The 23,624-nt window shown below is 68.3% G+C and carries 20 protein-coding genes; 8 read left to right on the plus strand and 12 right to left on the minus strand.

Annotated elements, in window-relative coordinates; genetic code table 11:
- Positions 1 to 125: 125 nt before the first annotated feature.
- The 6 genes from ACFWIW_RS26615 to ACFWIW_RS26640 form a co-directional block, all read right to left on the minus strand.
- Positions 126 to 1,922, minus strand: coding sequence for a S8 family serine peptidase (locus ACFWIW_RS26615; protein WP_378370956.1), 1,797 nt, complete (start codon positions 1,920 to 1,922; stop codon positions 126 to 128).
- A 167-nt stretch (positions 1,923 to 2,089) separates the two neighbouring features.
- Positions 2,090 to 2,305: a hypothetical protein gene (locus ACFWIW_RS26620; protein WP_378370957.1), complete on the minus strand. Its 216-nt coding sequence runs from the start codon at positions 2,303 to 2,305 to the stop codon at positions 2,090 to 2,092.
- A gap of 110 nt (positions 2,306 to 2,415) precedes the next feature.
- Positions 2,416 to 3,270, minus strand: a complete 855-nt coding sequence (locus ACFWIW_RS26625) for a nitrilase-related carbon-nitrogen hydrolase (RefSeq protein WP_378370958.1) — start codon at positions 3,268 to 3,270, stop codon at positions 2,416 to 2,418.
- Between the two features lie 4 nt (positions 3,271 to 3,274).
- Complete coding sequence (locus ACFWIW_RS26630; protein ID WP_378370959.1) at positions 3,275 to 4,441, minus strand: hypothetical protein; 1,167 nt, start codon at positions 4,439 to 4,441, stop codon at positions 3,275 to 3,277.
- A 23-nt stretch (positions 4,442 to 4,464) separates the two neighbouring features.
- Positions 4,465 to 5,463: an ester cyclase gene (locus ACFWIW_RS26635; protein ID WP_378370960.1), complete on the minus strand. Its 999-nt coding sequence runs from the start codon at positions 5,461 to 5,463 to the stop codon at positions 4,465 to 4,467.
- Between the two features lie 136 nt (positions 5,464 to 5,599).
- On the minus strand, positions 5,600 to 6,595 hold the full coding sequence (locus tag ACFWIW_RS26640) for a LacI family DNA-binding transcriptional regulator (RefSeq protein WP_378370961.1): 996 nt from the start codon (positions 6,593 to 6,595) through the stop codon (positions 5,600 to 5,602).
- 151 nt (positions 6,596 to 6,746) lie between these two features.
- Between ACFWIW_RS26640 and hisD (ACFWIW_RS26645) the strand changes: the two genes are divergently transcribed.
- The 3 genes from hisD (ACFWIW_RS26645) to ACFWIW_RS26655 are packed head-to-tail and all read left to right on the plus strand — an operon-like array spanning position 6,747 to position 9,549.
- Entirely contained in the window at positions 6,747 to 8,072 is a 1,326-nt protein-coding gene (hisD, locus tag ACFWIW_RS26645) for a histidinol dehydrogenase (protein WP_378370962.1), read from the plus strand.
- A complete protein-coding gene (locus ACFWIW_RS26650) occupies positions 8,069 to 8,827 on the plus strand; it encodes an SDR family NAD(P)-dependent oxidoreductase (protein ID WP_378370963.1) in 759 nt (252 codons plus the stop codon). The genes hisD (ACFWIW_RS26645) and ACFWIW_RS26650 overlap by 4 nt, the downstream gene beginning before the upstream one ends.
- Positions 8,827 to 9,549 carry an HpcH/HpaI aldolase/citrate lyase family protein gene (locus ACFWIW_RS26655; RefSeq protein WP_378370964.1) on the plus strand — a complete coding sequence of 241 codons (723 nt, stop codon included), beginning with the start codon at positions 8,827 to 8,829 and terminating at the stop codon, positions 9,547 to 9,549. Before ACFWIW_RS26650 ends, ACFWIW_RS26655 begins: the two co-directional genes overlap by 1 nt.
- 249 nt (positions 9,550 to 9,798) lie before the next feature.
- Here the strand turns inward: ACFWIW_RS26655 and ACFWIW_RS26660 are convergent, their stop codons facing one another.
- The 6 genes from ACFWIW_RS26660 to ACFWIW_RS26685 all read right to left on the minus strand — a co-directional run bounded on the left by ACFWIW_RS26660 (position 9,799) and on the right by ACFWIW_RS26685 (position 16,211).
- Positions 9,799 to 10,506 (minus strand): alpha/beta fold hydrolase, encoded by a 708-nt coding sequence (locus ACFWIW_RS26660; RefSeq protein WP_378370965.1) that lies wholly within the window; start codon positions 10,504 to 10,506, stop codon positions 9,799 to 9,801.
- An 8-nt stretch (positions 10,507 to 10,514) separates the two neighbouring features.
- Positions 10,515 to 11,411 (minus strand): carbohydrate ABC transporter permease, encoded by an 897-nt coding sequence (locus ACFWIW_RS26665; RefSeq protein WP_378370966.1) that lies wholly within the window; start codon positions 11,409 to 11,411, stop codon positions 10,515 to 10,517.
- Positions 11,408 to 12,277 carry a carbohydrate ABC transporter permease gene (locus tag ACFWIW_RS26670; RefSeq protein ID WP_378370967.1) on the minus strand — a complete coding sequence of 290 codons (870 nt, stop codon included), beginning with the start codon at positions 12,275 to 12,277 and terminating at the stop codon, positions 11,408 to 11,410. The genes ACFWIW_RS26665 and ACFWIW_RS26670 overlap by 4 nt, the downstream gene beginning before the upstream one ends.
- A gap of 60 nt (positions 12,278 to 12,337) precedes the next feature.
- Positions 12,338 to 13,654 carry an ABC transporter substrate-binding protein gene (locus tag ACFWIW_RS26675; RefSeq protein ID WP_378370968.1) on the minus strand — a complete coding sequence of 439 codons (1,317 nt, stop codon included), beginning with the start codon at positions 13,652 to 13,654 and terminating at the stop codon, positions 12,338 to 12,340.
- Entirely contained in the window at positions 13,641 to 15,017 is a 1,377-nt protein-coding gene (hisD, locus tag ACFWIW_RS26680; protein WP_378370969.1) for a histidinol dehydrogenase, read from the minus strand. The genes ACFWIW_RS26675 and hisD (ACFWIW_RS26680) overlap by 14 nt, the downstream gene beginning before the upstream one ends.
- Before the next feature lie 417 nt (positions 15,018 to 15,434).
- Positions 15,435 to 16,211: a DeoR/GlpR family DNA-binding transcription regulator gene (locus tag ACFWIW_RS26685; RefSeq protein WP_378370970.1), complete on the minus strand. Its 777-nt coding sequence runs from the start codon at positions 16,209 to 16,211 to the stop codon at positions 15,435 to 15,437.
- Positions 16,212 to 16,558: 347 nt separating this feature from the next.
- Here ACFWIW_RS26685 and ACFWIW_RS26690 point away from each other — a divergent pair, with 347 nt between their 5' ends.
- From ACFWIW_RS26690 to ACFWIW_RS26710, 5 genes are read left to right on the plus strand one after another with little or no spacing between them, the layout of a single operon-like run.
- Positions 16,559 to 18,544 carry an RbtT/DalT/CsbX family MFS transporter gene (locus ACFWIW_RS26690; RefSeq protein ID WP_378370971.1) on the plus strand — a complete coding sequence of 662 codons (1,986 nt, stop codon included), beginning with the start codon at positions 16,559 to 16,561 and terminating at the stop codon, positions 18,542 to 18,544.
- 1 nt (position 18,545) lies between these two features.
- Positions 18,546 to 20,030 carry an FGGY family carbohydrate kinase gene (locus tag ACFWIW_RS26695; protein ID WP_378370972.1) on the plus strand — a complete coding sequence of 495 codons (1,485 nt, stop codon included), beginning with the start codon at positions 18,546 to 18,548 and terminating at the stop codon, positions 20,028 to 20,030.
- On the plus strand, positions 20,023 to 21,504 hold the full coding sequence (locus ACFWIW_RS26700; protein WP_378370973.1) for an FGGY-family carbohydrate kinase: 1,482 nt from the start codon (positions 20,023 to 20,025) through the stop codon (positions 21,502 to 21,504). The genes ACFWIW_RS26695 and ACFWIW_RS26700 overlap by 8 nt, the downstream gene beginning before the upstream one ends.
- Before the next feature lie 11 nt (positions 21,505 to 21,515).
- Positions 21,516 to 22,109, plus strand: a complete 594-nt coding sequence (locus tag ACFWIW_RS26705; RefSeq protein ID WP_378370974.1) for a histidine phosphatase family protein — start codon at positions 21,516 to 21,518, stop codon at positions 22,107 to 22,109.
- Between the two features lie 14 nt (positions 22,110 to 22,123).
- Entirely contained in the window at positions 22,124 to 23,158 is a 1,035-nt protein-coding gene (locus tag ACFWIW_RS26710; RefSeq protein ID WP_378370975.1) for a 2-hydroxyacid dehydrogenase, read from the plus strand.
- Positions 23,159 to 23,624 lie beyond the last annotated feature (466 nt).

A 23,624-nucleotide genomic window follows, 5' to 3' on the forward strand; every position in this document is an offset into this window, starting at 1 on the left:
CCCGTCCGCGGGCCCCCCTCCGAAAATCCTCCGGAAAACACGGGGGGCGCCCCCTCCTTCCCAGCCGGCCGGTTGGCGTCTGGCCGGGCCGGCGTTGCTCGCCCCGGCCGCACGCCGTCACGTTCCTAGGACGAGGCGAAGCAGAGCGGTTCGTCGATGTGTTTGTGGCACCTGACGTTCCGGCTGGTGCTCCCTGTCTGCCGCTTGCCGTCGGAGACGGTCAGGGTGACCGTGTAGGTCTTCGCGACATTCGGGTACGTGTGCGAGACGACCTTGCCACCGGCGTTCGTTCCGTCACCGAAGTTCCAGGCGTAGCCGGTGACCGCGCCTTCCTCGTCGGTGGAGGCGCTACCGTCGAACGTGCACACGCCGCTCGTACAGCGGCCGGTGAACGCGGCGGTGGGCGGCAGGTCGCCCGCCTTCACGAGACGGCGGGTGCTGTTGGTCTTGCCCACGTTGTCGGTCACCGTCAACCGCACGCTGTAGTAGCCCGCCTTCGGGTAGACATGCGACGTCGTCTTGCCGGTGGCCGTACCTCCGTCCCCGAATTCCCACGCGTAGCCGGCGATGCTGCCATCGGTGTCCTTCGACGCGCCCGCGTCGAAGGAGCACGCGGTGTCGGCTGTGGAACAGCTCGCCGTGAACGCCGCCGTCGGCCTGCCCGGATCCGGTGCGCTCGCCGGGTAGTCCTGGGTCGAGCCGACATCCAGCAGCGGCTCCTTCACGTTGTCACCCGAGTCGTCGGTCCAGTTCGTGTTCGCCGTGTCGACCAGCCGTTGCCGCACGGCCAGCGCCCCGTCCCGGCCGGTGGCGCGATTGCCGTTGGCCGTCAGCAGGGCCGCGGCCCCCGCGACATGCGGAGCTGCCATCGACGTACCGCTGAAGACCTTGTACTGCCCGCCCGGGAACGTGGACAGGATGCATGTGCCGGGCGCGGCGATCTCAACGGTGGGCCCGAAATTGCTGAAGTCCGCGAGCGTGTCGTCCTGGTCGGCCCGGCAGGTCGAACCGGCCCGGCCCCCCGGCTTGCCGTCGAAGTCCGCGATCGCCGAGACGGTGACCACGTCCGGGTGGTTGGCAGGCGAGAACGTCCTGGCGTCCTTGTGGTTGTTGCCCGCCGCCACCGCGAAGACCACGCCCTTGGCGACCGCGTTCGAGATCGCCGCCTTCAGGGCGTCGTTTTCGCAGTTCTCGCAACCGAGGCTCATATTGGCGACCTCGATCTCGTCGGCGTGCGCGGCGACCCAGTCGACGCCGGAGACGACCCCGGACAATTGGCCGCTGCCCCCCTTGTCGAGGACTTTCACCGCCCAGATCCGGGCCCCTGGCGCCACACCCACGACGCCGACCCCGTTGTCGCGAGCACCGATCGTTCCGGACACATGCGTTCCGTGGCCGTGGTCGTCGGTTCCCGCGTTGTCCGTGCACGAGGCGCTGTTGAGGCAGTTGGTCCGGGACACCACGTTGAGATCCGGGTGCTGGGCGTCGGCGCCCGTGTCGATGACCGCCACGTCGGCGTCGACGGAGTAGTCGTCGTCGCCGTTGATCTTCAGGTTCGGGTTGGCCGTGGCGTTGCTGCGATCCAACCCGGTCGGAACGGTCTGCTCGGCGACGCTGACCACGGAGTCGGCCTCGACCGACCGGACGCGCGGGTCGCGCCGCAAGGCCTCCGCCGCGGCGGGCGGCAGCGTCGCCGAGAAACCGGTGATCGCGTGCCGGTAGACGTGTCCGATGTGGCCACCGTGCCGGTCCACCAGACCGGACGCGAGCACCGACGGGTCGGCGGAATGGTCGTTCAGCACCACGATGTAACCGGACGGGGCGGAATGCTGGTCCGGTGACGCGGCGGCGATGGGCACGGCGGTCCCTGTCGACAATGCCAGCACACCCAGTACGGCGAGCAGCGTTCTTTTCGCACGCAAGGCAGTCCTCCTGATGCAGGATTTCGTGGAGGGGGAACGCGGGAAGCCCCCGCGCTGAAATCACCCTCGCTCACCGTGCGGAGCGGAAACAATGCCGGAAACCGTGGGTGGAATACGCAATCGGAGAACCACCGGGCGACTCCGCGGTACACCGGATTTCCCGCTGTCTATGCGGCGTGGAGGGCGAAGGTCGGGGAAATACGGGCGGCTCGGACGGCGGGATAGAGGCCGGCGTGGGTACCGATGACGAGAGTGGCGGCGACCGGTTCCGAGAGAAGGAGATCAGCCTCCACCTCTCCCCGCGGCCGGTCACCGTCGGCGGTGATCCCGTCCTGGTGCGCCATCTGGTCCGCAACCTGCTCGACAACGCCCTCGCTTCGCATCTCCAGCTCCGGCGCGGTGATTCCCTCCCTTTTCGCCCCTGGTCTCTTCGAACCGTTCCGCCGCCTCACCGAACGCACCCACACCCCGGGCGAAGGGGCCGGCTTTCTGCTCACTCATTCCCTTCGTCGGCACCGGTTTTCAGCAGCGCGGTGTAGAGGCCGGGCCGCCGGTCGGCGAACGCGTCGTTGTACTCACCGAGCACTTTGTCCCTCGCGGAAGCCGGATCGACGTCGGCGGTCAGCACCATGGAACCACCGTCGTCGTCCGCGAATCCCGGTCTCGTCAAGAGGTAACCGGACTGGTCGATGACCGCGCTGCCACGGATCCAGTCCGTGCCCCGTTCGACGCCGCACCGGTCGGCGACGACGATCGGGATCTTGTTGACCGCGGCCGCGGCCTGGGCTTTGATCAGTTCGATCGGCCGTTCGCCCGCGGGCCGCGACAGCAACGGCCAGTTGCACGGGGCGGCGATCAGGTCGGCCCCGGCCAAGGCGGCTGTCCTGACCCATTCGGGGATTTCGAGGTCGTAGCAGATCATCACCGCGACCCGGCCCACCGAGGTGTCGGCGACCACCGGTGGGGCGGAGCCGGGGGTGAACAGCTCCTTTTCCTTGCCCCACAAGTGGACCTTGCGGTAGTGGTGGTACGCCCGGCCGGCGTCGATCAGGACCGCCGAGTTGTACACGGCCCCGTCCGCGCCCAGTTCCGGATAACCGCCGACCAGCACGCATCCCAGCTCAGCCGAGAGTGCCCACCACCGGCCGACGGTGACGCCGTCCGCCGGTTCAGCCGCCGCACGAGCCTCCTGTGCGTCGGCGAAACACGACCCGCTCACCGCCAGTTCCGGCACCACCACCAGCCGCGCGCCCCGGCCGACGGCCATCCGGACAGCGCGCTCGACATGCCCGGGGTCGGGCCGGTCGACGTCGGCGAACGTCTGGCACGCGGCAACGGTGACCGTCATCGGCTCAGTCGTCCTCGGCCGCCATACCGAGCACCGCGGAGGGCGCGCGGTAACCGTTGGCGTCGAGTGCCCAGCCGGCCTTGCGGGCGTGACGCACCACGTCTTCGGCCCAGTCGAGTTCGACCCGGCCGTCGCCACCGGTCACCACGAGCAGTTCGCCGGTGCCGGCGTCCGCCGCCCGGCCCCCCTCGCCGTCCAGCAACGTGAACGAGCGCCAGGCGCCCACCGGGATGGAGAACGAGTCGAGATGCCCCAGCTCGACGACCTGTTCCTCGTCGCCCGAGTTGACCTTCACCTGCCACCGGCCCGCCTTCGCGGTGACCACCTGCGTGCGGTCGTGACGGTGGGCCAGCACACCCTCCCCCGGCTCGGCACGCAGCCAGGCCAGGCTGAAACCATGCGGCTCGTGCACCGCGGGCACGGCCCGCCGGTCTTCGCTCAGGCCGTAACCGATGACGAGGGCGAGGTGCGCGCCGCCGCCCGGCAGATCCGAGCAGAGGAACGGACGCTCGATCCAGCGCCGGTCCCCCTCCTGGACCACCCGGCCGCGGAACTGTTCCACCGTGAAGACGTCGAGCCTGGCGATCTCCTCCTCGGACATCGGCTTGATCAGTGCCGCGCCGGAAGGCACCTCGTCTCCCGCGACCGTGTCGATCAGCCGGTTGTCCGCGGTGAGGTACAGACCGTGGCCTGCCGCGTCTTCGAGAACCTGAGGGCCCCAGATGATGCCGCCGGTGTCGTCCCGGCCGAGGACGGTGAGCAGCACGCCCTCGTCGGAGCCTTCGTTGGTGAAGCCGCGGAAGATCCACGTCGGCACCGAAATCACGTCGCCGTCGGTGGACAGGTACTCACCCTGTTCGCCGTCGGCGCCCCAGCGCAGCCGGTAGTCGCCGTCGAAGTTGATGAACACCTCGGCGGTGAAATGCAGGTGCAGGCTGTTCACCACGCCGTTCGGCATCCCGGCCGCGCCGAGGTTGAAGCCGTGCCGTTCCTGCAGATTGATGAACTGGTCCGCGTTCTGGGAGACACCGGCGCCGATGAAGGAGTAGTTGTCCTTCTTGTCCGAGCCCGGTGTCCGGCAGTCGATGAACGCGGCCTTGCAGGGCACCCAGTCGCGGCGGAGGATCGTACGGCGCTCGATCTCTTCGCGCGAAACGGTGACGTTGTCCATTCTTGCTCCTTCGACGCGTGGCGTCAGTAGATATTGGGGACCATTTCGGCTTGGTCGTCCCGGGTGCTGTTGATCTGTGCGCGCAGCGAGATCTCGTCGTAGACGCGGACCTCGCGCACGATCCGTCCTTTTTGGACAAGGAACTGGGAGACGCCGAGAATCTCGACGGGCTTGTTCGTGACCGGGCCGAAGAGCGCGGAACCGTTGTAGACGCCGTTCAGCTTCCACATCACGGCGATCCGGAGACCGGCGTAACGCTCGGCGTGGTGGGCCTGGATGTCGCGGACCTCGAACCGGCCGCCCGGGAACGCCGAGAGCAGACGCAGCAGTTCACGCTGGTAGCCGTCCGGGCGGACGAAGGTCTGGTCACCGACGGTGTGCAGGAACAGGTCCCGGATCATGAAGTCGTGCACCCGGTTGAGCCGGCGCTGGTTCCAGACCTCGTCGATGAACTGGAGCACCATCTCGCACTCCGGACGGAAGAGGTCGGGCCGCGGCCCACTGTCGCCGTCCACGAGCACGTCCGGCCGGGCAGGCTGGGTCATCGAGCCGGTGAAACCGAGGAACTCCATGTCCCGAGCGACCTCGTCCGGATCGAGGCCCCGCTGCAGACAGCCCGCGAGGTTGTCCCGCACGACCCATTCCTCGACCATGCGGCCCCGGCGGTACAGGCAGTTCGCGACGGTGCGGCTGCGGAGCTGGATCTGTTTGCCGTCCACGACTTCACGGTCGGCCGAGAACACGAGGTGCGACGAAAGGAACGCGTCGCTCCCCCGCGCCTCCCAGACGACGTCCTCGGCCTGCCCGACGCGCGTCGGCGTGTCCGCGATGCGCATGAGGGATCCCTCGATGACCCCGTCGCGGCCCGTGAGGGTGCCCAGCGAGGTGTGGACGATCGAGTCCGGTTCGTAGTTGTCGACGATGAACGAGATGTCCCGGTTGACCCAGATGAGGTCGGTGACCTCACGGATGAAGTCATCGGGGTCGGCGTAGGGCTTGTAGGCAACCGGGTCCAGCGACATCTCGCCTCCATGCTCGTTTTCGTTGTGGTCTGACGACCGATTCGCCGCCGGCGTCACCAGCGTCGCTCGCCGACAAAAGTGAGTGTATGCGTATGCACAATCGGGTGCAAGACTCAATCGCCTTGTACCGCCGGGATCAGCGCGGCGCGGGACCGAGCGTGGCGCGCGGGACGTACCGGGTGGGGAACACCGTGGTCATCCGCTCCTTCTGGCGTCCCTCGACGCGCGCCACGATGAGCCGCGCGGCCTCACGGGACATCTCGCCGAGGTCGTAGGCCACGGTCGACAGCTGCACCAGCGCCCACGCCGAGGACGGAAGGTCGTCGAAACCGACGACAGAGAGCTGCTCCGGGACCCGGACCCCCAGCTCGGCCGCGGCGTTGAGGACGCCGAGCGCCACGACGTCGTTACCGCACAGGATCACCGTCGGCGGCTTCTTCTGGCCGAGGAGGCGGCGGGCGCCCGCGTGCCCGGTGTCGAAGTCGAACGGTCCGTGCAGCACATCGCGCGAGCTCAGCGAAAGCCCGCGTTCGTGGAGCAGATCGCGGACCGCGTTCTCGCGCTCCTCACCGGTGCTCGTGTTCAGCGGGCCGAAGATGGCGCCGATCCGCTCGTGCCCGTATCCGGCCACGGCGTCGACCATCTCGCGTACGCCGGGGACGGGGTCGACCGTCACCGCGTCGGCGGCCACGGACTGCGCGACGCGATTGAAGTAGACGAACGAAACGCCACGGTCGTCGAGCCGGACCGGCAGCACGGATTCCACCGTCGTGGTGGCGAGAACAACCCCGCACAGGCCGTTCGCGACGACATGATCGGTCACCGGGGCCGATTCCGAGGACTCCGTGATCAGGACCAGCTGGTAGCCCAGTTTCTCCAGTTCGGCGTGCATCGGCGCGATGATGTACGGATAGAACTGGTTGCTCAGATCGGTGAGCACCAGCCCGATACTGGTGGAGCGCCCCGTCGACAGGGCCCTGCCGATCGCGCTGGGCGCGTAGCCGAGATCCGCGGCCGCTTTGCGGACCCGCACCTTCGTCGCCTCGGACAACCGCGGGTCGTCCCGCATCGCCCGCGACACCGTCGGCTGGGACACCCCCGCAAGCTTCGCCACGTCGTGACTGGTGACCATCGCCCCCTCCTCACCCTCGTGCCACGGGCGTTCCGCAGCATATCCGCACCGTGACCGGCACCCCGGCCACCTCGATGCCGAGACAGCCTTGACGTTTCCGCGGTTCTCCGCTTTCAATATGAGCATACGTATGCCCAACTCGGGAGTCCACATGCCACGCTATTTGAAGCGAGCCACTTCGAAATCCTTCGCCGACAGCGGTCAGCGCGACGTCGCCGACCGGGTCGCCGCGATCATCGACGACATCCGGAAGCGTGGCGACGACGCCGTCCGGGAGTACTCGGCGCGCTTCGACGGCTGGGAGCCGGAGAGCTTCCGCCTCTCCGGCGACCAGATCCGCGAACTGATCGACTCGCTGCCGAAGCAGGTGGTCGAGGACATCGCCTTCGTGCAGGAGCAGGTCCGCGATTTCGCCAAGGTGCAGCGGGATTCCCTGCGGGATGTCGAGGTGGAGACGCTGCCCGGTGTCCGGCTGGGACACCGGCATGTGCCGATCGACGCCGTGGGCGCCTATGTCCCGGGCGGCAAGTACCCGCTGACCGCTTCCGCGCACATGACCATCGTCACCGCCAAGACGGCGGGCGTCGGCCGCGTCGTGGCCTGCACCCCGCCGATCCGCGGCGAGATCCCGGCGGCCACCGTCGCGGCGATGAGCATGGCGGGCGCGGACGAGATCCACCTGCTCGGCGGGGTGCAGGCGGTCGCGGCCATGGCCGTGGGCACCGCCACCATCGCCCCGGTCAACCTCATCGCGGGCCCGGGCAACGCCTATGTCGCCGAGGCGAAGCGGCAACTGTTCGGCGAGGTCGGCATCGACCTCTTCGCCGGACCGACCGAGATCCTCGTGGTCGCCGACGAGACCGCCGACCCGTTCGTCACCGCCGTGGACCTGCTTTCGCAGGCCGAGCACGGCGCCGACTCCCCCGCGATCCTGGTCACCACCAGCCGTCCGCTCGGCGAGGAGGTCGCGCGCCTGATCGACCTGATCCTGCCCGGTATGTCCACAAAGGACTACGCGGAGCCCGCCTGGCGTGACCACGGCCAGATCATCGTGTGCGAGGACCTCGACGAGGCATGGCGGGTCGCCGACTCCTTCGCCGCCGAGCACGTCCAGGTCTTCACCGCCGAACCGCGGCAGGCGCTGGAGAAGATGCGCAACTACGGAGCCCTCTTCCTCGGCGAGAACACCTGCGTCAGCTACGGCGACAAGGTCATCGGCACCAATCACGTGCTGCCCACCCTGGGCGCCGCCCGCTACACCGGCGGCCTGTGGGTCGGCAAGTACCTCAAGACCGCGACCTACCAAGAGATCGACAACCTCGAGAGCAGCGCGGAACTCGGCCGGGTCTGCGGCAGGGCATCCCGTGTCGAACTGTTCGAGGGCCACGCCCGGTCGGGCGACGTACGAGCCTGGCGGCACGGCGGCGACCGGTTCGGCTGGATCGACGACGTCGTCGGACAGGAAGCGCCGGCATGATCGACCTCAACGGGCGCACGGCACTGATCACCGGCGGCGGCAGCGGCCTCGGCGCGGCGATCGCGCTCGAACTCGCCGGTGCCGGCGCGCGCGTGATCCTCACCGGTCGCGACCTCGAAGCCCTGGAACGCACGGCGGCGCGCCTGGCGACGCCGGGGCGGGTGGAACAGGTCGACGTCGCGGACCCGGACAGCGTCGGCTCGCTCGCCGAGCGGGTCCGCGACGAAACGGTGTCGATCCTGGTGAACAACGCCGGCGTGGCGGGCCCCGTCGCGCCCCTCACCGAGATCGCCCCGGAAGACTGGGACGAGGTGTTCGCGGTCAACGTGCGCGGCGTCTATCTGCTGTGCCGGGCCTTCCTGCCGGGGATGACCGAACGCCGGTCGGGTGATGTCATCAACGTCGCCTCCGTCTCCGGGAAACGGCCGCTCACCCGCCGCACCCCTTACTGCGCCTCGAAAATGGCCGTCATCGGGCTCACTTCCACGCTCGCCACGGAGGTGGGGCCCTACGACGTGCGCGTCAACACGCTGTCTCCCGGGCCGGTCGACGGCGCCCGGATGGACCGCAACTTCCGGCTGGAGGCAGAGCGCGGCGGTACCACCTACGACGAGGCCAAGGCGGCTTTCGTCGGCCGGGCCGCGCTCGGCCGGATGGTCACCGAGGCCGAAGTCGGGCGCGCCGCGCTGGCGATGCTCGCCATGCCGGGATTGACCGGGTCCGATGTGGACCTTTCCGCGGGGATGGTCGCGTGATGCGCTCGCTCAAAGCCCGGCTGCGTGACGGTGAGCGGCTCGTCGGCGCCCTGGTGCGGATGCCTGCCGAGGATCTCGTGGAGATGCTCGGGGTGACCGGTTTCGACTTCGTGCTCATCGACTGCGAACACGGACCGGCCGATGTGGTGGCGCTGCGCCACCACATCACCGCCGCGGACGTCCACGGCATGGGAGTACTGGTCCGGATCGGCACGGGCGAAACCGCCCTCGCCTTGCGCGCCCTCGATCAGGGCGCGCAAGGCGTGGTGGCGCCGCATGTCGACACCGCCGAGGACGCCGCCGCGTTCGTCCGGGCCGTGCACTATCCGCCCCAGGGCGACCGCGGGTTCGCCACCTATCCGCGGGCGGGCCGGTTCGGCACGGTGGACGCCCGGGAACATCGGCGCCACGCCCTGGAGTCCACCTTGGCCGTCGCCATGCTGGAATCCCCGGCCGCGACCCGATCCGCCCGCGCCATTCTGGAGACCGACGGCATCGACGCCTACCTGGTCGGCACGGCGGACCTGGCCGCGGCCTCGGCGTCCGGTGACCCCTCCGTGCCCGAAGCTCTCGACCTGATCCGGGTGGCGGGCCGGGAGGCCGGCGTCTTCCGGATGGACCTGGTGTCCGAACCGGATGCCGTGGACGACGGCGCACAACTGGTCGTTTACAACCTCACCCAGTGCCTCGTCACGCTGCTACGACGGCTCCGTGACATCTGATCCACCTCCGTGAAGGCCTCCTGGGGGGCACCGCATTTGCTTACCCACTACTCGGGGCTCGCGCTCTGAGATCCCCTTGGTCATCGTGTGGCCTTAGGCGTGACTCGCGTGATTGGAAGCGGAACTCGCGTGACGTCCATCGGCCTGGTGGTGACATCACCTCACGACCCACCCGCCAACCCGCAGGTCAGACGTAGGCGAGGTCCGTGAGGGCCTCCTTCCCTACCGTGAGGGTAGGAAAGGAGGCCCTCACGGCGCCGAAGCGGGGAGCCAGCCCGCCAGTGCCGCGGCGACCGCGTCCGGGGCTTCCAACGGAGCCAGATGCCCCGAGCCCCGGATCACTTCCAGCCGGGAACCCCTGATCAGTTCCCGCATCTCGACATGCCGGTCCAGTGGGCACAGCGCGTCCTTCTCCGGCCCCAGGATCAACGTCGGCACCTTCACCCGCGCCAGACCGGGCCGCTCGTCGACGCGAGTGGCCTGCATGGCCAGCTGCCGATCCAGCACGCCGTCGCCGACCTCGTCCGCCATGCACAGAACGACCTCGTCGAGTTCCGTGCTCCGGTTCTCCGGCGCCACCAGCACCGGCAGCAACCGCTCCTGCAGATCCCGGGCGGTCGTCCCTTCGATGAGCGCTCGCCGCTGCCCGGACCACGCCGTTCGCTGCTCGTCCGTGGGGGCCCTCGAGTTCGTCGACATCAGGCACAGCCCGCTGACCCGTTCGGGCGCCCGGCGCACCAACGCCATGGCGACGATGCCGCCGAGGCTGAGGCCGGCGAGCGCGAATCGCGGGGGCAGGGTGCCCAGCAGGGAATCGACACAGTCGTCGACGGTCACGCCCTCGAGCGGACGCGGCAGCAGCACGTCGACACCACCGCTTCGCAAACGGCCGGTGACGGATCCCCAGAGCCGCTCCGAGCAGTTCATGCCCGGCAGCAGCACCAGGGGATCCGCCATCCGGTCACTCACCCCTTCACCGATCCGGCGTTCAGGCCGGCGACGAGGTGGCGTTGCGCGATGAAGGCGAAGGCGATCACCGGCAGTGTCAGGATGACCGCCGCGGCACCTGCCTGTTGCAGCATCGGCAGTGTCTGACCGAGCTGGGTGGTGATGAACACCGGCACGGTGCGGGCGTCCACATCGGTCAGGATGGCGGCCGTCAGGTACTCCTGGAAGGCGAAAAGGAAGATGAACAGGCCCGCCGTGATGATGCCGGGACGCATCATCGGGACCATGATCCGCCGCAGCACCTGGAACCGCGTGCACCCGTCGATCATCGCGGCCTCGTCGACCTCCTTGGGGATTTCGGCGAAGAAGTTCCGCAGCAGCCAGATACTGAAGGGCTGGTTGATCGCGACCAGCGCGAGCGACATGGCCAAGGTCGTGTCGTAGATGCCCAAGGCCCGCGACACGTCGTACATCGGCAGCACGACGGCGAACCGGGGCAGCGCGCGGAAGACGAGGGCGACGATGAGCAGGACGACCGAAACCCACCCGGGGAACCGGGACAGGGCGTACGCCGCGGGAAGCCCGATCACCAGCGCCAGCGTCGTGCTGAGCACCGCGACGACGAGGGTATTGCCGAGATATTTGTAGAAGTTCGTGGTCTGCCAGAGATCCACGAACGCGTCGAACGACGGGACGAAGGTGAACACCGGCGGGTTCAGGAACGCCACGTCGGTCGGCTTGGTCACCGACATCGCCGTCCACAGCACCGGGCTGAGCATCATCCAGCACACGATGACCAGAGCCACTCCGATGAACACGCGACGCCACGAAAAACGCCGGGGCAGCGGCTTCTTCGGTGGGCGGAGGGCAGCCTTGTCCAGCAGCGAATCGGGCGTGCTCAAGGTACTGGTCATGACTTTCGCGCCTCTCGCGCCATGTCCCGGATGAACGGGGACAACATGAGCAGGATGATGACGATCATCAGGACGTTGACCGCGCTGCCGACGCCGAGTTGCTGCCCGCCGTCACGGAAGGCGACGTTGAAGATGTAGAGCATGATCGACTCGTTGCCGATCTGCGGCGCCTGTGGTGACAGCGGGATCAACTGGTCGAACACGCGCAGCACGTCCATCACGCCGATCACCACGACGAAGCCCAGCACGCCCTTGATACTCGGGATGATGACGTGCAGGTGCCGCCGGAGGGTGGAGGCGCCGTCGATCTTCGCGGCCTCGATGATCTCCTGCGGCACGCCCTGCAGGCCCGCCAGGATCACCAGCATCGCGAACGGCAGCATCTGCCACACGACCGCGAGCCCGACCATCACGCGGTTCGGCCACGCCTCGGTGAACCAGTGGATCTCCTGTCCGGTCACACTGCTCAGCAGGTGGTTGACCACGCCGCCGAAGTTCTCGTCGAATAGCCAGGAGAACATCGACGCGCCGATCACCTGGGGCACGACGTACGACACCAGGAGCACCCCCAGTACGAGAGGGCGCGTCCGGGCGAGTCTGTTCACCAGGACCGCCAGGATGTAGCCGAACACCAGGAGCGCGGCCGTCACGGCCACGGTCAGCCCGACGGTGAACAGCACCGCCTGGCCGAATCGCGGGTCGGAGAGGGCCTGCTCATAGTTGTCCAAGCCCACGAACGTCCCGGCTTCGCCGTAGTCGACCTGCTCGAGGCTCCACTCGGCCGTTCGGTACAGGGGCAGCATCAGCAGGCCGAACATCACCAGGAGGCTGGGCCACACGAGGGCTGCGAACTCGCGTCTACGCATGTCGACACCCGTTTCGGTCTTCGTCCGGGGCGTCCCGCGGGCCGCCCCGGACGAGAGTGTTCATCGATACTGGTTCAGGATCCGGTCGGCGATTTCCCGCATCTGCTTGGTGCCCTCGGCGGGCGTCACCTTGCCGATGAACACGCTGGCCACCACGGGGGTGATCTGGTTGCTGATCTCGGCGGTCCACGGGAAGGGTTCCGCGGGCGGCGCGGATTTGATCGACTCGGTGGCCGCGGCCGCGTACGGGCTGCTCGTGTCGGTCACCATTCCCTGACGGGCCGGGTACGCCGCCGGGATCGCCGCCTTCGAGGCGTCCTTGCTGACCGACGCGGCGATCAGTTCGAACAGCAGCTCCGGGTCCACGGTCGTGTTCTGCGGGATGGACCAGCCATCGACCGACAGCGCGTTGTAGCGGACGTTGCCGCCGTCGACCACCGGCGGCGGGGCGAAGGCGAACTTGTCGTGGAAGCGCGAGTTGGACGGCTGGACGAGGTCGTTCATCCGGCCGGAGAACATCATCGCCATCGCCGCGCTGCCGTTGTACAACTGCTGCTGCACGGCGGGCTGGTCGAAAGTGGTCACCTCGGGATCCATGAACGGCTTGAGCGACATGAGCTCTTCCAACGCCTTCAACGACTTCGGAGAGTCCACATTGGCCGTCCGGTTCTCCGGGTCCGTCAGGTTCTGGCCCAGGGAGCCGAGTGCCGCGTCGTACGCGGTGACGATGTCGGCGCTGGCCAGCAGCGGCAGCGCGAGCGGATGCTTGACCTCACCCGAATCCTGGATCTTCTTCGCGGTCTGCCGCATCTCTTCGAACGTCGTCGGCGGTTTCAGGCCCAGCTTCTCGAAGACGTCCTTGCGGTAGACGAAAACGAACATCTGCGCCTGCATCGGCACCGCGTAGAGCTTGCCGTCGTAGGTCATCGCCTGGCGCATCTCCGCGTTGAGTTCGCCAAGCCCGTACTCGCCGGAGTACTTCGCGAAGTATTCGTCGAGCGGCCGGAGCTTGCCCTTGGCGGCGTACTGCGGGACGACGAAACCATAGGTCTCGAGTAGGTCGTAGGTGCCCGTCTGACCGGCCAGGGTCGCGGTGGTCTTCTGCACCTGACCGGCGAAGTCGATCGGCTCGTGCTTGATCGTGACGCCGTCCTTCGAGCACGACTTCACCATCGTGTTGGTGAAGGGGTCGATCGCGGACGAGTTGTAGGCCAGCACGTCCACGTCGACCGGCTGCGCGGGTTTCGTGAAGTCACACGCGACCTGGGTCGCCGTTTCGGCACCGGTACGCGATCCGGCGCCGCAGCCCGCGGCGGTGAGGGCCGCCGCCACGCCGAGTGCGATGGGGACCGCCCAGCGCTTGCTAATCCTGGACATGGACAACTCCCGTCGTCGTGGTTTCCACCGAAGTCCGTTCCCCGGTCGCCCCGAGGCGGTCCAACCTGATCTGCGCGCTGTCGCGGTGCGCGACGAGCCCTTCGTAGTCCGAAATGGTCACCACCGGATCGGCCTGCGCACGGGTCGCCGCCCGGGTGGCGCGCTGGTAGGTGAGCGCCTTGAGGAACCCGCCCACCGACAAGCCCGCCGTGAAACGAGCGCCACGGGCGGTCGGCAGCACGTGGTTGGTACCCGAGATGCCCTTGTCCGCGTAGGCGACGGTAGACCAGGTACCGAGGAACAGCGACCCGTAGTTGTGCAAGGCCCCGAGGTACCAGTCGAGGTCTTCAGCGAGTACTTCGAGGTGTTCCGGCGCGAGGATGTCCATGATCTCCACCGCGGTCTCGCGGTCCTCCGCGAGATACACCGAACCGTGGTCGTACCAGGCCGGACCGGCGACCGACCGGGTCGCCAGTGTGGCGAGCTGACGGTCTATCTCGACCGGGACCTCGTGGGCGAGCCGTTCCGAAGTGGTGACCAAGCAGGCCGGCGAGGTGGGGCCATGCTCGGCCTGCCCGAGCAGATCGGCCGCGACCATCGCGGCGTCGGCGGTGTCGTCGGCGATGACGGCGACCTCCGACGGCCCGGCCAGCACATCGATACCGACGCGACCGTAGAGCTGGCGCTTGGCTTCGGCGACGTAGGCGTTGCCCGCGCCGACGATCATGTCCGACGGCTCGCCGTCGAGCAATCCGAAGGCCATCGAAGCGAGCGCCTGCACGCCGCCGACGCTGTAGATCTTCTCCGCGCCGGAGACATGCGCCGCGTAGAGGACCGCGGGATGCGCCCGCCCCTCGCGCGAAGGCGGGGTGCAGGTCACGACATTGGGAACGCCCGCCACCCGGGCGACCCCGACGGTCATGAACGCCCCCGCCAGCAACGGGAACCGGCCGGCGGGCAGATAAGCGCCCACGTTGGTCACCGGCACGTACTTCTGCCCGCACACCACCCCGGGGATGACCTCGTCTTCGAAGTCGACCAGCCGCTCGCGCTGCATCTCGGCGAAGCGGCGGGTCCGTTCGGCCCCCGCGTCCAGCGCCGAACGCAACCCGGCGGGCAGATCCGCCGCCGCCCGGTCGATCTCGGCGGCCGTCACCTCGAGGGAGGATCCCGTGAAGCCGTCCAACTCCGCCGCGTACTTGAGTACGGCGTCGAGCCCGTGCCGCTCGATGTCGGAAAGCATCCGCGAAACCTTCGCGGCGACCTCCGGATCCCGCTCGGCGGGCACGTCCGGCCCCGCGGGCTCCTTGACAACGGTGAAGGCTCCGGCGATCCGCGCCTTGTCCTGGAAGCTCAAGTGCATACGCATACACTAGGTGGCTGTGACGGACGACGCAATAGGCAAACGCCAGGTCATCTCTAGCTGCATACGTATATTCACTGTTCGTGCTGAACGTGAGAATCAAGTCGGCTTTGAAGGATCGCCCGGGCGACCAGGCCGAGGCGCGACGAGCCGGGCGTACTCCGCGCAAATCAGGTCGATCCACTCAATCCGGACTTGGCGGCAGCGGCCACGGCGGGCACGTCATGCCGGCCTGGTGGCGGTTTCGGCGACGACCGGGTCTTCACACGGAGCGCGACCCAAGTCCACTCAGGACGGTGCACGTCCTGGGCGGGCACGCCGCCAAGGCAGCCGACCCGGCCTTCCGGGAACGTGGCGCACTCCCCGGCCGGGGCGGGAGAGGCCCGACGGCATCGCCTCGGGCCCATCCGTCACGGATCAGACCACGGTCAACCTGACACCCGACTCCCTTATTCGCCGCAATTCGATCTCCGGGGTACCCGAATCCACCAGCACATGGTCGAAGTCGGCGACCGGCGCGAGGCTGTACACCCCGTCTCGGGTGAACTTCGTGTGATCGACCAGCAGGATCCGGCGGCTCGCGGCGGCCATCATCGCGCGTTTCACGCCCACTGTCTCCTGCGACTGGTGATAACAACGTCCGCGCGTGATGGCCGTCGTCGACATGAAGAGCGCGTCGGCCCTGTACTGCGCGACGGCTTCGGCCGTGTTCAGGCCAAGGAATGCCTTATAGCTCCGGAAATACGTGCCTCCCAGCGCCACGAGGGTCACGTGCGTCTCTTCGGCAAGGAGCTGCACGACCGGGAGGAAATTCGTGATGACGGTGATCGGGGCGCGTTCGGTCAGCCGCTGCGCCAGGTGCAGGCAGGTGGTGCTGTCGTCGATCATGATGGTCTGGCGGGAACCGATCATTTCGAGCGCCGCGTGCGCCAGTTTCTTCTTGACCTCCGCCATCGCGGACATCCGCTGGCCGAGGTCCCCATGGAAAGCGGCCGATTGGATCGCGGTGGCCCCGCCCCGGACCTTGCGCAGCCATCCCTGCGCCTGCAGGGCGTCGAGGTCCCGGTGCACGGTCATCACGCTGACGCCGAACTGCTCGGCGATGTCCTCGGTTCGCACGGAGCCGGTGGCGCCGACGAGTTCGCGGATGCGCAGCTGCCGTTCGCGCTGGCCTGTCGCGCGTCGTCGAGCCATCGGTCTCCTCCTGTGTTTTTAACATTGACATCACGTGGTCGAGCGACGGGAACGTTTACCCGTCGCGGCCCAACTGACGCAATATCCCTGTATTAGACCCATCCGACAAAACAGGGGTACACGATCAACTTAACAAGATATCACCCTTCTTCTCACGAGAACTTCACCAGAACGCTTGCGACCAGCGCGGCTCGGAGGTCTCCTACTAGGCAAATCTCACACCTGCCCGAGACGTCAAGTGCCCGGCGGGTGCTCTCCAGGAGGAGGATCGACCAGTGTCAGCGCAGACTCTGACCGGCAGCTCGGACGAGGTGATCTCACGCCCATCCTGGGCGGATCGACTCGGGATGCCACGCTCCCTCGCATGGGGTTTCGCCGGTTTGCTCATTTTCATGATCGGCGACGGCGTCGAGGCCGGCTACCTGTCGCCGTACCTTCTCGCACACGGCTTCTCCGGTGGCAGTGTCGCGTTGGTTTTCACCGTTTACGGCCTCACCGCGAGTGTCGCGGCGTGGTTCTCGGGCGCGCTGTCGGACCTGTGGGGCCCGCGGCGCGTCATGTGGCTCGGACTGTCCATCTGGGTCGTCTTCCAGATTCTCTTCCTCGCCATTGCCCTGCCGAGCCAGAGCTACGGCCTCATCCTTGTCAGCTACGCGGTCCGCGGCCTCGGGTATCCGTTGTTCGCCTATGGCTTCTTGGTGTGGATCGCCGCCGCGACACCACAACGGCGGCTGGGCACGGCCGTCGGCTGGTTCTGGTTCTGCTTCACCGCCGGTCTGCCCACGCTGGGCTCGCTGCTCGCCAGCGTCCTCATCCCGGCGATCGGGCAGTACCCCACTCTGTGGTTCTCCCTCGGACTCGTCGCAGTGGGCGGACTTCTCGCCCTCCTGTTGGTCCGCGAGGTACACGGCGGACGACGGCTCGCCCCGTCCGGCGAACGTCCGTTCGTCACCTTGCTGGGAAGTATCACGATTCTGTGGCGTCAGCCGAAGATCGCGGGCGGCGCGCTCGTCCGGGTCATCAATACCGCGCCTCAGTTCGGGTTCCTCGTCTTCCTTCCGGTCTACTTCACCGAAACGGTCGGGTTCACCCTCGAGGAATGGCTCCGGCTCCTGACGGTCATGTTCACCACGAACATCGTCTTCAACCTGATCTTCGGCATCGTCGGCGACAAGGTGGGATGGCGGCAGACCGTCGCGTGGTTCGGCGGTTTCGGCTCCGCGCTGACCACCCTGCTGCTGTACTACGTGCCGGAGGCGGTGGGTGACGTCTACCTCCTGTCGCTCCTCGTGGCCGCTTTCTACGGCGCCACGCTGGCCGGGTTCGTCCCGCTGTCGGCGCTGATGCCCTCCCTCGCCCCGCACCACAAGGGCCAGGCGATGTCCGCGCTGAACCTCGGCGCGGGTGCGAGCACCTTCGTCGGCCCGGCCATCGTGGGCATCTTCCTCGGCCCGCTCGGCGTGGCCGGGGTGATGTGGATCTTCGCCGGCCTCTATGTGCTCAGCGGGATCATCGCGCTCATGCTGAAACTGCCGGCCGGTTCGGAAGGCCGTGGCGGCGGTGGCGACCGTCCTATCGGGTCACTGGCCTCGCTCGCGGGGGGCAGCCTGCTCGGGCACCCGGTGTCGCTGCGCACCGCGGCGGGGGACGACGAGATCGACCTGATCCTCTTCGACGTCGGCGGCACCCTCTACGACGACGACTGCTTCGCCCAGGCGCTCCGAGCCGCCGTCCGCGAACTCAACCCCGAGGTCACCGACGAGCGGTTCTGGTCGGTCTACGACTCGGCCCGCGAACGCAACGAGGGGTCGCTGCGCACCGCCATCGCCGAGGCGTTCGTCGACGGCCGTCGCACGGACCTCGTGGCCGCGATCAAACGAAACTGGCACTACCCGGAGACGGCGCTGTACCCGGACGTCAAACCCACCCTTTCCGCGCTCGGACAGCGATACCGCCTCGGCATCGTGGCGAACTCCGGCGCGAGCGTCCTCGACGCGCTGCGCCGCGACGGTCTCGACGAGGTCTTCACCGTCATCGCGCTGGCCGAACAGGTCGGGGTGGAGAAGCCCGATCGAGCCATTTTCGACCACGCCCTGAACCTGGCGGGCGTCCCCGCCTCCCGTGCCCTTTACGTCGGCAACCGGCTCGACACCGACGTCCGCCCGGCGCAGAACTGCGGTATGCGTTCGGTGTGGACACTCCGTGGCGAGGCACCGCCGGCGCCGACCGGCGGCCAACTGTCCGAGCCGGACGCGGTGATCACCTCCCTGACCGGGCTGCCCGCCGTGCTGGGCAGGTTCGCGGGCGCCACGTCGATCGAACGGAGCAAGTGAGATGTGTGTCCTGGCCATCGACGCCGGCACGTCCATGATCAAGACGGTGCTCTATGCCGAGGACGGCACGGAACTGGCCGTCGCCCGGCAGGGCACGAAGGTCCACCGGCCTCACTCGGGCTGGGCGGAGCAGGACATGATGGACGTCTGGAACGCGGTCGTATACACGGTCCGCCAGGCCCGTTCCCACGCTCCCGGCCCGGTCCGGATGGTCACGTTCACCGCGCAGGGCGACGGCTGCTGGCTGGTGGACGAGGCAGGGAATCCCACCGGTCCTGCCGTGCTGTGGTCAGATGGCCGGGCGAAGGACGTCGTCGAACGCTGGCGCGCGGACGGCATCCTGGACGAAGCCTTCCAGTCCAACGGCTCGTACACCTTTCCCGGGCTGCCGAACGCCATCCTCACCTGGTTCGCGGAGAACGACCCGGACCGGCTCGCCCGCTCGCGTACGGCCCTGTACTGCGGGGGCTGGCTGTTCTCCCGGATGACCGGCGAGTTCGCCACGGAGGAATCCGATGCCTCGTCACCGTTCCTGGATCCGGGTTCCCGGACCTATTCCCCGCATATCCAGAAACTGTTCGGCTTCGAGCACCTCAGCCGGTTCTTGCCGCCGATCCGCTCCGATGACAGGCGCGTCGGCGAACTCACCCGTGAGGCGGCGGCCGAACTCGGCCTGCCCGCCGGAACCCCGGCGGTGATGGGTCCCTACGACATCGCCGCCACCGCCATCGGTGCCGGGGCGGTGACCCCCGGGCAGGCGTGCACGATCCTCGGCACCACCTTGTGCACCGAAGTCGTGCGCGACAAGGTGAACACCTCCGGTGAGCCTTCCGGCTCGACCATCGCCTTCGGCAGCGGGGGAAATGTCCTGCGTGCTTATCCCACGCTGGCGGGTACCGAAGTGCTCACGTGGGCCTCGGGCATGCTCGGCCTGAACTCGGTTCGCGACCTCGGCGATCTGGCGGCTTCCGCGGACATCGGCGCGGGCGGGATCACCTTCCTCCCGTATCTCTCGCCCGCCGGGGAACGTGCGCCCTTCCTCGACCCGAACGCGAGGGGCACGGTCTGGGGGCTCAGCTTGGAACACACCCGCGCGCAGGTCGCCCGAGCGGTGTTCGAAGGGCTGAGCATGGTGATCGAGGACTGTCTGGCGGCGGCCGGCTCCACCGCGACCGAACTCAGCGTCTGCGGTGGAGGGTCGAACAGCGAATTCTGGTGCCAGCTGATCGCCGACGTCACCGGCCTGCCGGTGGCCAGGTCGACGGACGCCGAAATCGGGGCGAAGGGCGCGTTCCTCACCGGACTGGTGGCCACCGGCGCCGAACAGAGCCTCGTCACGGCGGCCGGGCGCTACGTCACCGAACGCCGCCGGTTCTCCCCGGACCCCGAAACCGCTCGCTACTACACGGACCACTACCACGAGTTCCTCTCGCTGTGCTCTATCGCGCAGCACGGCTGGAACCGGCAAGGAGCCAGCCGTGGGTGACCAGGTGTGGCTCGGTGTCGACGTCGGCACGCAAAGTGTGCGCGTCACCGCGATCGACGACCAGGGACTGGTTCTCGGCAGCGGATCCAGTGCGCTGAAGAGTGCCCGCGATGGCAGCAGGCATGAACAGGACCCACGGGACTGGTGGAACGGCCTCGCCACGGCGGCCCGGCAGGCACTGTCCGATGTGGACCGCGGTGCCATCGCGGGACTGGCGATCGATTCGACGTCGGGCACGATCCTGCTCGCCGCGGCCGACGGCACGCCCCTGACACCCGGCCTGATGTACGACGACGTCCGCGACCCCGCGCTGGTCCACGACGTCGATGTGGCCGGAGACGCGGTGTGGCGGAAACTCGGATACCGGAGGATGCAGCCGAGCTGGGCACTGCCGAAGCTGCTGTGGTTGTGCGCCAACGATTTCGCCGCCCGCAGACCAGGCGCGCGGCTGCTGCATCAGGCCGATCTGCTCACCTGGCGGCTCGCCGGGCGGCAGCTGGCGAGCGATTCCAGTCATGCCCTGAAAACCGGCTACGACCTGCTCGAGGACCGCTGGCCCGAAGAAGTCTTCGACGCATTGGAGGTGCCGAGCGGACTGCTCCCCGACGTCAGCCGTCCCGGCACGGTACTCGGCACGGTAGGCGCGACCGCCGCCGAAGAGACCCTGATCCCGGAAGGCACACCGATCGTCGCCGGGATGACCGACGGCTGCGCCTCCCAGCTCGGCTCGGGCGCGTTGCGGCCCGGCACGTGGAACTCCGTGATCGGGACGACCCTCGTGCTCAAAGGCGTCACCACGGAACTGATCCGTGACCCGCTCGGCATCGTCTACTGCCACCGCGGCCCCCAGGACAGCTGGCTGCCCGGCGGCGCGTCGAACAGCGGCGCCGGAGCGCTGTCCCGGAAACTGCCCGGCGCGGACTTCGACGCGCTGACGCGGATCATCGGCGAGCGCGGTCCGTCCGCGATCGCCTACCCGCTCGCGGGCGACAAAGGGGAGCGATTCCCCCTCCGCGCACCGGATCTCGAGCCCTTCGTGCTCGGAGACGTCGCCGATGACGCCGGCCTGTTCGGCGCTCTCCTGCTGGGAGTGGCCTGTGTCGAACGGCTTTGTTACGACTACCTCGATCTGCTCGGCGCCCCGGTGACCGGACCGATCACCTTCACCGGCGGTGGCACGAAGAACCGCTACTGGTCGCAACTGCGGGCGGACATGCTCGGCAGCGAGGTTCTGTTACCCGCCGACGCCGGCTCGGCCCGCGGAATGGCCGTCCTCGCCGCCGCCGGGGTCACCGGACGGCCTGCTCCGGACGTGGCGGCCGAATTGGTACGGGTCGAGGACCGCTTGACCCCTGACGGCGCGCGGAACCCCCAGCTGTCAGACGCTTATCTGCGCTTCGTCGATCATCTGACCGAAGCCGGGCACCTCGGAACCGAGGTCGCCGGCCACGCACACCGGAGGGCCGAACCCTGACCGACTTCGTCATGGTGCGCCATGGGGAGACCATCTGGCACGCCGAAAACCGGTACACCGGCCGCACCGACGTCCCGCTCACCGAGCTGGGGCACGAGCAGGCCCGTCTGCTGGCGGGCTGGGCGAAGACAGCGGGCCTGTCCGCGTGCTGGAGTTCGACGCTGGCGCGGGCACGAACCACCGTCGCTCCCGCCGCCGAAGCCGCCGGGCTGCAGGCCCGGCACGACGCGCGGCTCTGCGAGATCGACTTCGGTGACGGCGAAGGCCGTACGGCGAGCGAGATGCGCGAACTGTTCGGCGACCGGTACCCGGCGTTCCAGGACGACCCGTACACGAACTTCCTTCCCGGTGGCGAGGCACCATCCGCCGCGGTGCGGCGCGCGACCTCCTGCCTCGCCGAGATCGCCGAAGCCCATCCCGACGGCCGGGTCCTGGTGGTCTGGCATTCGACCCTGATGCGCCTGACGCTCTGCCGTCTTCTCGGCATCCCCGGCGCCGACTACCGGCGCACGTTCCCCTTCGTGCGCAACGTCGGGATCACCGAGCTGAGGAACACCGGCGAGCAGTGGTCCCTGCTGCAGTACAACAGCCCGATCGATCGATGACCGAGGAGCCGACCATGACCACGCGAGTGCTCGCCGCGGGCGACGCGTTCGTCCTGCCGACGATGCTGACCGAAGCCCTGCACCGGGAGGCCGGGCCGGATCTCGAAGTGTCCGAGCTCGCCCTCCCCTGGCCCGACGTCCCCTTCGGCAAAGTGTCCGAAGTGGACGAAGCCTCCGGCACGGAGGAGGAGATGATCGAACTCCTGCAAGGCGTGCGGATCTGCGTCACACAGATGGCGCCGTTCACCGCCAAGGTGTTCGAGGCCTGCCCGGACCTGGAGCTCGTGGCCGTCGGCCGCGGCGGTCCGGTCAACGTCAATCTCGACGCGGCCGTCGAGCACGGCGTCAAGGTGTCCAACGCGCCGGGCCGCAACGCGACCGCGACCGCCGAGCACACCGTCGCCCTGATGCTGGCCGCGATGCGGCGTATCCCCCAGGTGCACGGCGACCTCGCGGGCGGGGTCTGGCGTGGCGACTACTACCGCTACGAGTCGGTCGGGCCGGAACTGGAGAACCGCACCGTCGGCCTGATCGGCTACGGCGCGATCGGCAGCCGGGTGTGCCGCATCCTCCGCGGCTTCGGCGCCCGTGTGCTGGTGCACGACCCGTTCATCGGCCCCGAAACGGTGGCGGGCGTCGCCGAGCTCGTCGACCTCGGCGAGCTACTGTCCAGTTCGGACGTCGTGTCGCTGCACGCCCGCGTGACGCCCGAGACCACCGGGATGATCGGCTCCGATCAGCTCGCCGCGATGCCCACCGGCGCGGTGCTGGTGAACTGTGCGCGGGGTGCCTTGGTGGACTACGACGCGGTCTGCGACGCGCTCGACTCGAGGCGGCTTTTCGGGGCGGCCTTCGACGTCTTCCCCGAAGAGCCCATCCCCGCCGGCTCCAGGCTGCTCACCACCGAAGGCATCGTCATGACGCCGCATCTGGCGGGCGCCAGCAAGCAGACCGCCCACAACGCCGCGTCGATCGTCGCGGCCGACGTGGCCCGCTACCTGCGCGGCGAACCGCTGCACCACCAGGTGGCTCCCCACCCGGCCCGGTGATCGCGCGGGCCGCGGCCGAGGTCATCCCCCGGGATTCGGCCGCGACCCGTCCCGGACGATCGAGGATCGAACCACGTTCGATCAGCGTGGCCGGGATACGTCGGCCGCGCGACCACCGTTGTCCGCGGCGTGATCAGCCGCGCCCGAGGCCGATCGTCGTACAACAGGATCCGAGTGTTGACTCGCCGAGCCGGATCAGCGCGGCAGTGACTCGCCTGTCCACAAAGACCTGTGCCCGCAGCCATAAGACCGGATCATGCCGATATGCACGCTTTCACACTGGAGCACTGAGCGACCAGGAGCGTTCTAACCTCCTCATCGCGGCGATGCCCATCGCGCCGGGCACGTCCGAGCACTCCGCCGCGCGCACGGCACACGCACAACTCCTGGATGCCGTTCACGGCTCTCATCTACCTCTCATCTCCGGCACCGACGCTGATGATCGTGACAGGTGACTACGCAATCC

The sequence above is a fragment of the Amycolatopsis sp. NPDC058340 genome (assembly GCF_042723975.1).
Classification (GTDB): domain Bacteria; phylum Actinomycetota; class Actinomycetes; order Mycobacteriales; family Pseudonocardiaceae; genus Amycolatopsis.